General features: G+C 38.0%; 12 protein-coding genes. 5 read left to right on the top strand and 7 right to left on the bottom strand.

The genetic code is table 11. The features are described 5' to 3' along the window. Window positions 1-7: 7 nt before the first annotated feature. From EGI26_RS00985 to EGI26_RS00970, 4 genes are all read right to left on the bottom strand, one after another. Window positions 8-1,123 carry a glycerate kinase gene (locus EGI26_RS00985; RefSeq protein WP_255075743.1) on the bottom strand — a complete coding sequence of 372 codons (1,116 nt, stop codon included), beginning with the start codon at window positions 1,121-1,123 and terminating at the stop codon, window positions 8-10. After that, entirely contained in the window at window positions 1,123-1,869 is a 747-nt protein-coding gene (locus EGI26_RS00980; protein ID WP_255049267.1) for a LytTR family DNA-binding domain-containing protein, read from the bottom strand. The genes EGI26_RS00985 and EGI26_RS00980 overlap by 1 nt, the downstream gene beginning before the upstream one ends. After that, entirely contained in the window at window positions 1,866-2,915 is a 1,050-nt protein-coding gene (locus tag EGI26_RS00975; protein ID WP_255075742.1) for a sensor histidine kinase, read from the bottom strand. Before EGI26_RS00975 ends, EGI26_RS00980 begins: the two co-directional genes overlap by 4 nt. 114 nt (window positions 2,916-3,029) lie before the next feature. Then, window positions 3,030-3,650: a histidine phosphatase family protein gene (locus tag EGI26_RS00970; RefSeq protein WP_255075741.1), complete on the bottom strand. Its 621-nt coding sequence runs from the start codon at window positions 3,648-3,650 to the stop codon at window positions 3,030-3,032. Between the two features lie 52 nt (window positions 3,651-3,702). Here EGI26_RS00970 and EGI26_RS00965 point away from each other — a divergent pair, with 52 nt between their 5' ends. Genes EGI26_RS00965 through EGI26_RS00955 form a run of 3 tightly spaced genes read left to right on the top strand, consistent with a single transcriptional unit; the run spans window position 3,703 to window position 5,942 of the window. Beyond that, window positions 3,703-4,116: a hotdog fold thioesterase gene (locus EGI26_RS00965; protein ID WP_255075740.1), complete on the top strand. Its 414-nt coding sequence runs from the start codon at window positions 3,703-3,705 to the stop codon at window positions 4,114-4,116. A gap of 57 nt (window positions 4,117-4,173) precedes the next feature. After that, a complete protein-coding gene (locus EGI26_RS00960) occupies window positions 4,174-4,977 on the top strand; it encodes an outer membrane beta-barrel protein (protein ID WP_255075739.1) in 804 nt (267 codons plus the stop codon). A gap of 53 nt (window positions 4,978-5,030) precedes the next feature. Then, window positions 5,031-5,942 (top strand): patatin-like phospholipase family protein, encoded by a 912-nt coding sequence (locus tag EGI26_RS00955; RefSeq protein ID WP_255075738.1) that lies wholly within the window; start codon window positions 5,031-5,033, stop codon window positions 5,940-5,942. Here the strand turns inward: EGI26_RS00955 and EGI26_RS00950 are convergent. Both EGI26_RS00950 and EGI26_RS00945 read right to left on the bottom strand, forming a co-directional pair. Continuing rightward, the gene (locus EGI26_RS00950; protein WP_255075735.1) at window positions 5,939-7,102 is read right to left on the bottom strand and encodes an MFS transporter; all 1,164 of its coding nucleotides are present in this window, start codon (window positions 7,100-7,102) and stop codon (window positions 5,939-5,941) included. The two genes, EGI26_RS00955 and EGI26_RS00950, sit on opposite strands and share 4 nt — an antisense overlap. A gap of 127 nt (window positions 7,103-7,229) precedes the next feature. Then, a complete protein-coding gene (locus tag EGI26_RS00945) occupies window positions 7,230-7,682 on the bottom strand; it encodes a beta-carotene hydroxylase (RefSeq protein WP_255075734.1) in 453 nt (150 codons plus the stop codon). A 90-nt stretch (window positions 7,683-7,772) separates the two neighbouring features. Between EGI26_RS00945 and pafA the strand changes: the two genes are divergently transcribed. Next, on the top strand, window positions 7,773-9,377 hold the full coding sequence (gene pafA / locus EGI26_RS00940) for an alkaline phosphatase PafA (RefSeq protein WP_255075732.1): 1,605 nt from the start codon (window positions 7,773-7,775) through the stop codon (window positions 9,375-9,377). Between the two features lie 78 nt (window positions 9,378-9,455). Here the strand turns inward: pafA and EGI26_RS00935 are convergent, their stop codons facing one another. Then, window positions 9,456-12,260, bottom strand: a complete 2,805-nt coding sequence (locus EGI26_RS00935) for a pitrilysin family protein (protein WP_255075730.1) — start codon at window positions 12,258-12,260, stop codon at window positions 9,456-9,458. Between the two features lie 280 nt (window positions 12,261-12,540). Here EGI26_RS00935 and EGI26_RS00930 point away from each other — a divergent pair, with 280 nt between their 5' ends. Beyond that, window positions 12,541-13,317: a DUF4290 domain-containing protein gene (locus tag EGI26_RS00930; protein ID WP_310587922.1), complete on the top strand. Its 777-nt coding sequence runs from the start codon at window positions 12,541-12,543 to the stop codon at window positions 13,315-13,317. Window positions 13,318-13,319 lie beyond the last annotated feature (2 nt).

Below are 13,319 nucleotides of genomic sequence, written 5' to 3'. Positions count from 1 at the left end.
TTCAAAATTAGATGATAACATCAATTAAAAATCTTCCTATTTCAGATCCTTTATCGACTAATAGCCCCCCAGCATTTGCCTTTGCAAAATCCAAGGACATTTCTGGTGTTTTGATTTGATACGTTTTTAATATGTTTGGATTGTCAGTTAAGTCTGTTTCAACCGTTCCACCTACTAAAATCACTTTTTTCTGTTTGGCATTTTCAAGAAGTTTTGATATAAGTTTTCCATTCCAAGTTTGGGAATCTATTCTGCCTTCTCCAGAAATAATTACATCTGATTGCTCAATTTTACTCTGCAGATCACATATTTTGAAGATTTCTTCGGCAGCTGAAACTACCTTTGCTCCAAGAAACGCATAAGCTCCACCCGCCAGTCCGCCGGCTGCACCACTTCCTGCAACTTTTTGTAAATCAATGTTTTTTGTTCTTATAAAAATCGAATTTAGGTTTTTTAACCCTTTGTCTAGAAACTCAATTTGCTCTTGATTTGCACCTTTTTGTTTGGCATAAATGTGTGCGGCACCATTTTCTCCGAAAAAGGGATTGGTGACATCTGTGGCTACGATAAATTCGGTTTTTGACAGGTCAAATATAGGATGGTAATCAATGCTGTGAATTTCATTTAAACTCTCGCCATTTGGATTCAAAGTGTTTCCATTTTTGTCCAAGAATATATAGCCCAAAACGGCTGCCATGCCTATGCCACCGTCATTGGTGGCTGAGCCACCCACAAAAAGTATAACTTTTTTCACGTTTCTTTTCAGGGCATGAGCAATCAATTCGCCTGTTCCTAAAGTGGTGGTTTTTAATGGATTTCTCTCGCTTTCTGTCACAAGTTCGAGTCCCGAAATTTGTGCCATTTCTACAAAAGCAGTTTTGGTTTTTTCATCCCAAAGATATTTACTTTCTATTTTTCTGAAAAGCGGATCAGAAGCCATGCACTTGATATAGTCCAAATTTCCTTTTATAGCCTCCAGAGTCCCTTCCCCACCATCTGCCAATGGCAAAAGTGTGATTTCAGCCTTTGGGAAAGTGTTTTTTATTCCTTCGGCTAAGCTTTCAGCTACTTTTTGAGCAGAAAGCGAATCTTTGAATGAATCTGGGGCAATGAGAATTCGCATTATAAACTCATTAAATCCTTGAACTTTATGGCTTGGCGACGAGATATTTCAATTTTTTCTAGTGGTGTACTTTTCTCACCTCCTTTGAGGGTTACCAATAATCCACCTGAAAACCAGGGCTCTATTTTCTCTACCCATTGTAAGTTTATGATGTGTTTGCGGTTGGCTCTAAAGAAGCTTTTGGGGTCAAGTTTTTCTTCCAAACTATTCAGAGACTTCAAAATCATGGGTTTTTGGTCTTCAAAATGCAGCCTAACGTAATTTCCCATAGACTCAAAAAGTCTTACTTTTCCGAGTTTTACAAACCAACATTTTTCTCCATCTTTTACAAAAACCTGGTCGTTTTCGGTTAAATATTGCACGTTCGGGTCTGAAGAAAGTTTCTCTGAACGCTTAATTTCGGCCTCAACTTTTGCAATGGCCTCTGCCAAACGACTGCTGTCAATTGGTTTCATTAAGTAATCTAAAGCATTGTATTCGAATGCTTTAAGAGCGTATTCGTCGTATGCCGTAGTGAAAATAACTTCTGGAACTCGGTCCTCAATGATTTCCAAGAGTTCAAATCCATTCTTACCGGGCATCTGAATGTCTAGAAAAAGCAAATCTGGTTGGTGTTCGTCAATGAGTTCAATGGCTTCGTCGGCATTGGCTGCCTCTGCCACTACATTGATTTTCGGGAATTCTTCCAAAAGTCTCTTCAGCTCATTTCTTGCAAGTCTTTCGTCGTCGATAATGATGGTTTTCATATACTTAGAGGTATTTTTATGACAGCAGTAACTGTCTGGTGATCTTCTTGATAAATTTCGAAAGAGGCATTTTTGCCGTATAACAATTGCAAACGTTTCTCTGTATTTTTAAGTCCAAATCCGCCATCAATGTTCGCGTTTTCCGTATTTTTTAGAACGCCCGTATTCCTGATTTTGATTACTAAATTATTAAAAACTTTGCTGGTGTTTATTTCTACATAACCCCATCTAGGTGCTTTTTGTACACCATGTTTGATGGCATTTTCTACCAAAGTTTGCAACATCATGGGCGGCACCTGGATATTGAGCGTATTCACGTCTACATCCCACATGATTTGTAAGCGTTCTTCGTATCTTACTTTTTCCAACTCTAGGTAATCTTCAATGGTTTTTAGCTCTTCTTTGAGCGAGATGGTGGTTTTCCTGTCGGCCACCAATGCACTTCTCAAAATATTCGACAACTGAGTAATACCTTTTTGCGATTTGGTGGGGTCTTCCAATACCAAAGCCCTGATGCTGTTCAAGGCATTAAACATAAAATGCGGGTTGATTTGGGCCCTTAATATTTTGGCTTCGGTGGCTTCAATGGAGGTTTGTAGTTTTATACGTTCAACGGCATCAATGCGGCGTTCGTTGGTGTATGCATAGAAAATATAAACTAAAACCCAAATTAGAATCGGTTTGCTGAGATTGACCACATACACAATATCTCTAAGTAGCCAATTACTTTTAGTGGTATCAATGATGTCTTCGTCCAAACTGATGTTGATGGCATAAAACAAAAACGTAATGAGCAAAATGCCAATAAAACTTCTGATAATAAGTTGAGGGATTGAGAGTTTTATCCAATTGTATTTTTTGAAAACCACCCTAAACAAATGGGTGAGCGAAATACCCACTAGAATGTTTATGATAGAATTAAAAACTAGGTTTTCGAGTTCTTCATAATTGAAATTCCAAAACAGGAAATAGTTGATGAAGTCGGAAAGGGTATATAAAGTCCATCCCGAAATTTGAAATAGCCAATACGACTGCTTAAAATTCATTCATCAAATATTTTCTCAAAACTACAAATTATGAAAATTTAAATCGAATCTTCTTTACTGTCGGGGATTTTTATTGGCGAAAGGCGGAAATATGGTTTTATGTTTTTTTTGAAATTATTCCAAATGACTCACATCGTTTCTTGAAAGTATGTCAAATGTATCTTTTGTATAGCAATATTCTAGTTTATACAAACAGGTGTTTTGGTGCGGAAAAGTATCCATGTCAGAAATAGGCAGATTTGAAATATGCGATAACAACACCCGCATGGCTCGTCCGTGCATGGCTACTAGTATAAGTTTTTCTTCGGAGTTTTCAATGATTTTCTTAAGCCCAACTTTCAGTCTATCAGCCACTTCAGCCGGACTTTCTCCCCCCGTTGGCTTTAAGTTTATGTTACCTTCGCTCCAACTTTTAGTTAGATTGGCATAATAGGCATTGTCTTCTGTTGTGGGTTCTTGGCCTTCTTTTTCTCCCCAACTTATTTCGTTAAGTTCTGGTAAAATATCATGTGGAATTCCTTTTTGTATAAATTTTTCGACTGTTTGATGTGTGCGAATAAGGGCCGAAGTGTATACTTTTTCGAATTGAATATCACCATATTTTATATGAAAAGCCTCCGCTTGATTTCTGCCGGTTTCATTGAGGTCAGCATCTATTCCGCTTCCTTGCACTATTCCTCTTTTGTTGTAGTCCGTTTCTCCGTGTCTGATTAAATAGATTTCTTTTTTTGACATAAGTATATTTCCCTTCTTTTTAGATATTTTTGACAAATTTACATAGAATACCATGTTTAATAAAAATTTTGATTTAGAAAGCCTCAATGCTTTTGGAAAAAACACACTTCCAGGACATATTGGAATTGAATTTACAGAGCTTGGCGACGATTTTATAATTGCCCGCATGCCAGTGGATAGCCGCACACATCAGCCATTTGGGATTTTGCACGGCGGTGCTTCGGTAGTTTTAGCCGAAACCATCGGTAGCTTAGCGTCTATGTTGTGTTTACAGAACCCCGAACAACAAAAGGCCGTCGGTTTAGAAATTAATGCGAATCACCTGAGAGCTGTAAAAACTGGTTGGGTTTATGGTAAAGTGACGGCCATTCATGTGGGTGCAAAAACCCACGTGTGGGATATAAAGATTACCAACGAAGAAAATAAACCCATTTGTATTTGTAGACTAACTACTATGATAATCTAGCATAAACATATCCTTTGGCTCAGTTTTTGCTATGATTTTTCCGAAATTTCACCCAATATGCATAAATTATTTCTTGTTTTTTTTGTTTTCATAGGCACGTTTGGAATGGCTCAAATAACCAAACCTGACACCGCAAATATGCCCATAGATACCAGCTTGAAGGTAAAACCCATCGTTTTTGACACCATGAGTTATTCAGAAGAATATCGTCGTGACAAATGGAGATTTTCTTGGGGAGCTAGAGTAGGAGGGAGCCGTGGAAAATATACCATCAACGAGAATACCATTGATCAAGTTGGCCCAAGTGGTCTGCCTGTTTTAGATCAAAACGGCAAAATTGTCAAAAATCAGTTTGTTAACAACAAACTTTTTGGGACGGGCTACAGTGGCGGGGTCTTTGCCAGATTTGTTAGAGGTTCGTTTTTTATTCAGCCAGAATTGATGTATTCCTCTAAAGCTGGGAAGTTTGATTTGCTAAAAACCGATGGGAGTTTATATAAGCGTGTGAACGGTTCATTCTCCTCTTTGGATATGCCACTTTTGATTGGTATTCGCTCTAATAAATCTCGTGTCTTTTTCGGCCCAACTGTAAATTTTGCCTACAAACTCAACAACGAAATGAAGGATGCTCTTTCAGAATTTATTGCCAAAGAAAAACTCAATAATCAGTTTTTCAACAGACCTATTATGAATTTTAATGTAGGTTTAGGTTTCGAGTTTGGGTTGTTTTTCTTTGATTTACGTTACGAAAAAAGTATAAAATCTTATTCTTTGCAAAATATTGGGCCGAGTAATTCGCCTAAATTGTTCAATTTAAAGGCAGACGGTTTTCATGTCAGTATAGGTTTTATTCACAAATAATTTCGAAAAGTCATAGTTTCTGTTCTATTTTTGGTGAAAATATATAATTTCACATGAAAGCATTGGTATTGGGTGGAGGCTCATTGAAAGGTGCATGGCAAGTTGGGGCAATTCAAGCAGTTTTAGAGACTGGCTTTAAGCCTGACATGATTTATGGCATATCTGCTGGGGCACTCAATGCCTCTTTTATGGTAAATGAAGCCGGACTTCAATTCAAGGCCAATCAAGAAATCAACTGGGATTTAGTAAATAAGAAACTGCTACAGTTTTGGTTAGAAAATATCACCAAACCATCTGATATCGGAATTTTAAAGTCTAAATGGACATTGGGAATCGACACATTAATGAGTAGGTTCGATGGACTTTTAGATACCAACCCACTTCACGAAAAACTCAAAAAGTATTTAGATTTGACCGTTTTGAGAAGAAGCCCAATAGCTTTGAAAGTTGGAGCTGTGAATGTTCATACAGGCGAAATGCACTACGCAGACCCTCTTGAACAACATTTTTTAGATTTTCTCAGAGCAAGTAGTTCTTTGCCCATCATTATGCCAGGTATACAGATAGGCAACGACAACAAAGAAGTGTATTTGGATGGAGGTATAAGAGAGGTGGTGCCTTTGAAAAAGGCCATCGCAGATGGAGCCACAGAGATTTATGCCATAGCCACTCATCCCAGAAAGCGTGAAATGGAACCCATCAACTACCGCAGTTTACTTACTTTAATTGAGCGTATAAAAGATATTTCAGTAAATCAGCTAGAAAACAATGACTTGGAATGGGCAGAACATTATAACCAAAATTTGGTATCTGTAGCAGGCTTTAGTTTCAATAAAAAAATAAAGCTCACCGTCATCAGGCCAGATGTTTCTGTAAATATCAAGCTGACAGATTTTGACATAGATGTCATAAAAGCCATCATAAAAGAAGGTTATGAGAAGGCTTACACGGTGTTGAATGCTTAGAAAAGTTTGACCCTTTTACTCTGAATCACCCAAACAATACCTAAAGAAGCAATAAAACCAAAAGCAATAGAAAGTGTGGTGGCTTTTGAGATAAATCCTATCAAAACTGGGCCGAAAAGAAAGCCACCCATGGCGAATGTGTTCATGATGGCCAATCCAGAGCCTTTGGCCATATTTGGAACTCTTGATGCACTGGCATAAAGTATGGGTGCTCCGCATGAAACACCTGCTCCAACAAGTGCAAAACCTACAATTGCTGAAAAAGTATAGGGTAGTGTTATTACTACTAAGATGCCTACAATACTCAATATTCCGCCATAAAATAGTATTTTGTTAGCCCCGAATCTCGGTATGATTTTATCTCCAATGAGTCTTCCCAAAGCCATGAAAAGAGAGTAGCCCGCCATTCCCCAACCTTCAAAATAAGTGGAGGTTTTCACAACAGCCCTCATGAAAACTGCTGACCAATCGGCCATAGTTCCCTCGGTAATGTTGACGCACAAACCGATGACTATCATCAACAAAAAACTTCCTTTTGGAAACGAAAACTTCGATTTTTCAGTAATTATCTCATGTATTTCTTCTTTGATTAGGAAAATATTCTTTTGTGCAAAAAGCAGAACCAAAAACAATAATGCACCCACTATGCTCATGTAAATACCTGGCAATAAGCCCATGCCGCCAAATAAGCTTGAGCAAATAGACCCAAACATAAGTCCCAAGCTAAACATACCGTGGCAAGTGCTCATTATTTTTATATCGAAGTGGTGTTCAATGGCTCCAACACAGGTATTCATGCCCACGTTGGTGATAGAAATGCCGCAACCACACAGAAAAAGGAAAAAAGATTGGAAATAAACCGTTGGGGCGTTTAACAAAAGACTGAATGCCAGCAACATAAAGCCAATGCCATAAACAGAGGTCTTTTGCATGCCGATTCTCCTCACCAAAGTGGCTGCCACTGGATTCATAGCTAAAGCACCAAAAGGCAAGCTGAGCAAAAGCAGCCCTAACTGGGCATCGTCAAGGTCAAATTTGGTTTTTACAAAAGGTATAAAAGTGGCCCAATTGCCAAATAGTAGCCCTACAGAAATAAAAATAAGACCAATGGAAAAACTCTGCTTGTTACCAAAAAAATCTTTGGTGATATGAGAAAACATAAATCGCTTTGAAGGTTCAAGTCGCAATTTAACTATTTACACAGCCTATTTTTAAAATATATCCCAAAGAAGTCAGACCAAAGATGAATTTATCAGAATTAGCCAATAATTTTTCCAAAAATCACAATTAGGATTTCTTTTCGTATTTTTTGGGTGCATAAAGAAAACCAAAAGCCTCCGCACCTTCTTTGGTGTGCGTTTTGTGGTGAACATAGTGAGCATACATGATGCGTTTCATGTATTTACTTTTGGTAGCAAACTTGAATTTTAGCCTTCGATGTACGATCAGGTCATGAAATATAAAGTAGAAAAGCCCGTAAAGGGTAATGCCTAAACCTATGTGAAAGAGATACCAGTATTCTGCATTTAAATCTCCATAAACTATACAAAAGATGGCTATTGGAGTAAAAACCAATGCATAATAATCGTTTTTTTCGAAAAAACCTTTGTGCATGTTGTGGTGGTCTTCGTGCCATGTCCAACCAAAGCCGTGCATGATATACTTGTGAGCAAACCAAGCCACTCCTTCCATCAAAAGAAAAACACCCAGAATTATTCCTATTTTAATTGCTATCTCCATTTTCTGCTTTTATCTATTTTAAAACACACTTAATCTTAAATTGTTTTTGGGTCTAAAATAAAAACCTATTTTTGTTGAAAATTAATACAAATGAAATTGAAATTATTAAGTTTTTTACTTTTGTTTTCTGCAATTGCGTTTTCTCAAAAACCTAAATCAGAAAAACCTAAATTGGTGGTCGGCATAGTAGTGGATCAAATGCGTTACGATTACCTTTATCGCTTTTATTCAAAATACTCAACAGGAGGCTTCAAACGAATGATGAACGAAGGCTATAACTGCCGAAACAATCATTATCATTATGCATCCACAGTTACTGGCCCTGGTCACGCACATATATTTAATGGTTCATCGCCTGCTATTAGTGGTATAGTGGGTAACGAATGGTTTGAAAAAAATACCTCAGCAAGCATGTATGTAGTGGCTGATTCTACAGTCAACGTAGTTGGAGCTGGAAGTGCTTCGGCTGGAAAAATGTCACCTCGAAACATGAAAGTGACCTCGATAACTGATCAGCTCCGAATAGCGACGCAGTTTAAATCAAAAGTAATCGGAATTGCTTTTAAAGATAGGGGAGCCATCTTACCCGCTGGCCATACAGGTTTGGCGTATTGGTACGATGCTGGTAGCGGAAACTGGATTACGAGTGACTATTATCAGAAAACTTTGCCAGATTGGGTAAAGACTTTCAACGATAAAAAACTGCCTCAACAGTATATCACAAAAATGTGGGAGCCATTGCAGCCCTTGGCAAATTATACTGAAACAGAAGACGACGACCAACCTTATGAGGCAAATATTTCAGGAGAACAAAAGGCAGTTTTTCCTCATAAAGTTACGATGGGGAGTTTGGCCCAAACGTATTTTGGGAATGAACTAACCAAAAACTTCGCAATAGCCGCCATTGATTCAGAAAAAATTGGAATGGGAAAAGAAACTGATTTCTTGACGGTGAGTTTTTCTACACCAGATTATGCGGGTCATGCATTTGGAGCTCAATCAAAAGAAATTGAGGATGTTTATCTGAGATTAGACAAAAACATGGAAGAGTTGTTACTCCATTTGGACAAAAAATTGGGAATAGGAAATTACACAGTTTTCCTTTCTGCTGACCATGGTGTGGCGGAGATTCCAGCTTTTTTGAAAAAACATAATGTTCCAGCAGGACTTTTTCTGGGAGGCGAATTGGAGAAAAAAGCAGAGGCTGCTTTAGTAGCTAAATTTGGAGAAGGCAAATATGTACTAAACCAAGATAACTATCAGCTTTATTTGAATAAATCATTGTTGGCTCAAAAAAATATCACCATCGACCAGGTTACTGAAGTTCTAAAGGCTGAATTCGCCACTGTTGAAGGTATTTATAATGTTATAAACCTTTCTGAAGGAGACGTAAATGAGATTCCTTTATATTACAGAGACAAACTTACCAATATTTACAACCCAAAACGGAGTGGCGAAGTCATGCTACTGGTTGAGCCAGGCTGGCTTTCGGGTTACACTAAAGGTACTACCCACGGAACTATGTATGCTTACGACACCCACGTGCCATTGTTGTTTTTTGGATGGGGTATAAACAAAGGCGAGAATTTGAATAAAACATACATTTCTGACATTGCTCCAACCATTGCCATGCTCTTGAAAATTCTGGAACCAAATGGTAATATTGGACAGCCCGTTACAAGTGCTTTGAAGTAGGAATTTGAGAAGTTTTTTGTCATAAAAAAGGCTGCCCAGTAAACTGAGCAGCCTTTTCTTTAATAACCGAATTCTCTTTTACTTATCTTCTGGCAAAAGAACAATTCTGATGAAATCTTCACCGCTTAAATACTTGTTTGCCGTTGCTTTTGTGCTTTCAACTGTTAGCAAATCAAGTAGTTTGTCTTCTGTAGGAATCGTTACTACTCGGTCTCCATTCTGATATTTTGCAGCTAAAGAACCCAGCCAAAAATCGTTATTTTTCAAATTAGTCTGAAAATCGAGTTTTTGTTTTGAAACAAACTTTTCAATATCCACAGCTTCAGCACCGTTGGCTTTGATTTTTTCTATTTCTTTCAAAGTGATGGCAATCAATTTTTCAACATTTGCAGGAGAACAGCCATATCCAATTCTGAACATATACCTTGGCATGGGTACTCTGTTTGTACTTCCTCCAACAAATGGAGAATAAACGCCGCTTTCTTCTTCACGAAGTTTTTCGGTGAGTTTGATGTTCAATATATCTCCCAAAGCCCTTATTTGTAGTTCCTCAGCTTCATTTGGAGCATATTTGCCCGAATAAGTCAACAATACTCTAGCCTTGTCTTCTGTTCCTTTCTTTACAATTTTAGATACTTTTCCAGTCGGAGGTACTATGTTGAGGTCACGGAAGGTCTCTTTTTTCTGAGTTCCAGGTAATCCGCCCAAGTAGGTAGCCAACAAAGGTTTGATTTTTTCGATATCAAAATTTCCAACGAACGTAAACTCAAAATCTGAGGCATTGTTGAATCTCTCACTGAAAATTTTCATCGCTTTTTCAGGATCCACTTTGGTCATTCTTTCTGATGTCATCGGTTGTGCACGGTAAGCACCATTGCCCATTACGACTTGCACACTGTCATTGAAGACTTTTTCAGGTGTTGGTGTTTTTTCCATGTTCTGCAAAAAGTCCTTTTGGTTGGCCAATGCACCTTTGGCTGCTTCTGGGTCTAGTTTATTGTTGGTAAATCTGTTGTAAACCATCTGAAGGGCAGTTTCAAAGTCTTTTACTGAAGACGAACCCGATATGGCTTCTGTGGTACCACCTACAGACGCGTTTACTTGAGCCACTTTTCCTGACATAAACTTGGTCAGTTGCGAAGCTTTCAGGTTACCATTTCCACTAGTTGATGCTATCATTGAGCTAAACGCCGCATTCATAAAATCGGCATCTTCGTAAAGCGAGTTACCACCCCAACTGGTTCCTCTGAACTTTATCTCGTCGTTTTTGAAATCGGTAGGTTTTAAATTTACTTTTAAACCATTTTCAAATACGATTTCAGTCACGCCAATTTCTTCAATTTTATTTTCAGAAACTATTTTTCCCGGATTTGGCTTTTTCTCAACCAACGATGTCGCCACGGCTTCGTCTACATAAGCAGTAATCTTTGAACCCGTGTTGTCTAACCAGCCTTTCAATTGGGCTTCTGTTGGTAAACTGGCTTTGTCTTTCTCAGAGCCAATCAAAGCCAACACACGGTTTTCTTTGGTTATGAGTTTTTTGACAAGGGCATTTATTTCGGTTAGTTTTATGCCTTCCAAATGCTGATTTATGAATTGGTTGTCATATTCAATGTTGGTCATTACCACGTCATTTAAGAAACAACCCACCAATTCTTCCACAAAACTCTCCGAGTCGGTTTTGTCTTTTTCTTTGTATTGTTTCTCTACACCACTTTTGTATTGCATTTTGGCTCTTTGCAATTCACTTTCCGTAAAACCAAATTTGGAAACTCTCTCGTTTTCGTCTAAAACGGTTTTTAACGCTTTTTCTACATCAGCACCTTTGGCCACAGCAAAAACAGTAAGTGCATCTAAATTGCCCAAAAATGAGGAATAGTTGCTCGAACCAAACTGATAAGGAGGATCTGCTTTTTGCATCAATTCTTGTAAACGTTGGCTAATCATGCTGTTAAAAAGCGAGGTCATTATATTTTCTCTCCTGTTGTCAGCCGTTATTTGTTTTTTCTCCGGTTGCAAATAATACAACTGAACCATGTTGTAGGGTTGCTCCTTGTCAGTGATTACAATCGCTTCTGTACCTCCTTTAAGCGGTACTTCATATTTTACTCTTTCTTTCGGTTTAGCAGGATTTTGAATTCCTCCAAAATACTTGGTAATCATAGCTTCAATTTGGGCAGGGTCAAAATCTCCTACAGCCACAACTGCTTGCAAGTTAGGTCTGTACCAATCTTTGTGGAATCTTTTTACAGCATCGTAAGGAGCATTTTGGATGATGTCATCTAAGCCAATCGGTAGTCTTTGTGCATATATAGATCCTCTAAAAATCACAGGTAAAAGCTTCTCTTGAATTCTCGATTGAGCACCTTTTCTGAGTCTTGATTCTTCCAAAACAACCCCACGTTCTTTGTCAATTTCGGCGTGATCGAGTGTGGCATAAGCTGCCCATTCCGACAATACCATCATGAATTTTTCGAGCTTGGCCAGCGTGTCAGTTGGCACTGGAAGCATATAAACAGTTTCATCAAAACTGGTGTAAGCGTTGAGATCCGCACCGAATTGAATACCGTTTTTCTCCAAAAAATTCACCATTTCATTTTTCGGGAAATTCTTTGTTCCGTTGAAATCCATGTGCTCCATAAAGTGAGCCAAACCTCTTTGGTCATCGTCTTCGAGAATAGAACCGGCTTTTATAACGAGTCGCAATTGAGCACGATTTTTAGGCTCTACGTTTTTTCGGATATAATAAGTAAGCCCGTTTTTGAGTTTACCTACTTTCACCGAAGGATCCATTGGGAGTTTTTCATTAAGATTGAGCTGTTGGGCGAATGTCACTTGGCACAGCAATAACAGCAGGCCGAGATTGTAGATTAGTCTTTTCATAAAGGATTTTAAATTGATTAATAGATAAAAAATGTATTGATTAATAGTAAAAATACAAATGCAATTAAATAGATTTTCGACAAAAAGCTAAATAAAATTGTACGAAAGGCCGAAAATACTATTTCAAACTAAAACGTTAGTAATTTAATAAAATTTAATGGGGATTCTAATTTTTATTAGATTTAACATTTTTTGATTAAATTTGTCATTGAAAAACCTATTCTACAGTTTGAAATTTTAGATTCTTCCTGTTTTAGTTTAATATTAAAGAAAATTCCAAATCCTCCAGCAGGATATTTATATGAAAGAATACGGAAGTAATGTTCAGAAACTGGTCGAGCAAATCGTATCCATTCCTGAAAAAGAAAAAAGAACCAAGCACGCCCACATTTTGGTAGAGCTGATGCGTCAGATTCATCCGCAGATGAGGGACGGAGCAGATTACAGTAAAAAACTTTGGGACGACTTGTACATCATGGCCAATTTTGACCTGGATGTTGATAGCCCATTTCCACCACCGCCAAAAGAGATTTTGGGTAAAAAACCTATGCAAATACCTTATAGCCAGTCTAAACTGAAGCATAAGTTTTATGGAAGAAATCTTGAATTGTTGATAATGAAAGCCATAGTGGCCGAAACTTTCGATGAAAGAAAGGCTTTTGTGTCGTATTTGGTTAGATTGATGAAGGCGTTTTTTCTCAATTGGAACAAAGACTCAGTGGAAACCCACGTGTGTTTAAATCAAATCATGGAACTTTCGGGAGGGAAACTCAAGCCGGAGATAGATTTCTTGGTTGAAAACGGTATGATAGACGACGCGAATCCAAAGGATGGCAGCGGAAATAGACCAAGACCTTCTTATCAGAATTTCTCGAATCGCCCAGAAAGAGGAAATGAAAGAAGAGATCCGCGTGCAACCGGCGAAGGTAACAAACTGGGTGGATTTAACAGAAATCCAAATCAAAGGCCGAACAACCCGAATGGTGGTAATGGTAATAACAACGGCAACAATAAAAACCGTTTTAACAATAATAACAATAGAAGAAGACCTCAATAATA

The organism is Lacihabitans sp. CCS-44 (assembly GCF_024343735.1).
In the GTDB taxonomy this organism is placed as follows: Bacteria; Bacteroidota; Bacteroidia; order Cytophagales; family Spirosomataceae; genus Leadbetterella.
This window is presented reverse-complemented; position numbering and strand designations above follow the sequence as displayed.

What these genes read in the sequence shown, in the direction of transcription:
- EGI26_RS00975 (WP_255075742.1), bottom strand. Translation starts at nt 2,915, where the DNA reads ATGAATTTTAAGCAGTCGTATTGGCTATTTCAAATTTCGGGATGGACT.
- EGI26_RS00945 (WP_255075734.1), bottom strand. Translation starts at nt 7,682, where the DNA reads ATGGAGATAGCAATTAAAATAGGAATAATTCTGGGTGTTTTTCTTTTG.
- EGI26_RS00935 (WP_255075730.1), bottom strand. Translation starts at nt 12,260, where the DNA reads ATGAAAAGACTAATCTACAATCTCGGCCTGCTGTTATTGCTGTGCCAA.
- EGI26_RS00955 (WP_255075738.1), top strand. Translation starts at nt 5,031, where the DNA reads ATGAAAGCATTGGTATTGGGTGGAGGCTCATTGAAAGGTGCATGGCAA.
- EGI26_RS00960 (WP_255075739.1), top strand. Translation starts at nt 4,174, where the DNA reads ATGCATAAATTATTTCTTGTTTTTTTTGTTTTCATAGGCACGTTTGGA.
- EGI26_RS00970 (WP_255075741.1), bottom strand. Translation starts at nt 3,650, where the DNA reads ATGTCAAAAAAAGAAATCTATTTAATCAGACACGGAGAAACGGACTAC.
- EGI26_RS00980 (WP_255049267.1), bottom strand. Translation starts at nt 1,869, where the DNA reads ATGAAAACCATCATTATCGACGACGAAAGACTTGCAAGAAATGAGCTG.
- pafA (WP_255075732.1), top strand. Translation starts at nt 7,773, where the DNA reads ATGAAATTGAAATTATTAAGTTTTTTACTTTTGTTTTCTGCAATTGCG.
- EGI26_RS00985 (WP_255075743.1), bottom strand. Translation starts at nt 1,123, where the DNA reads ATGCGAATTCTCATTGCCCCAGATTCATTCAAAGATTCGCTTTCTGCT.
- EGI26_RS00965 (WP_255075740.1), top strand. Translation starts at nt 3,703, where the DNA reads ATGTTTAATAAAAATTTTGATTTAGAAAGCCTCAATGCTTTTGGAAAA.
- EGI26_RS00950 (WP_255075735.1), bottom strand. Translation starts at nt 7,102, where the DNA reads ATGTTTTCTCATATCACCAAAGATTTTTTTGGTAACAAGCAGAGTTTT.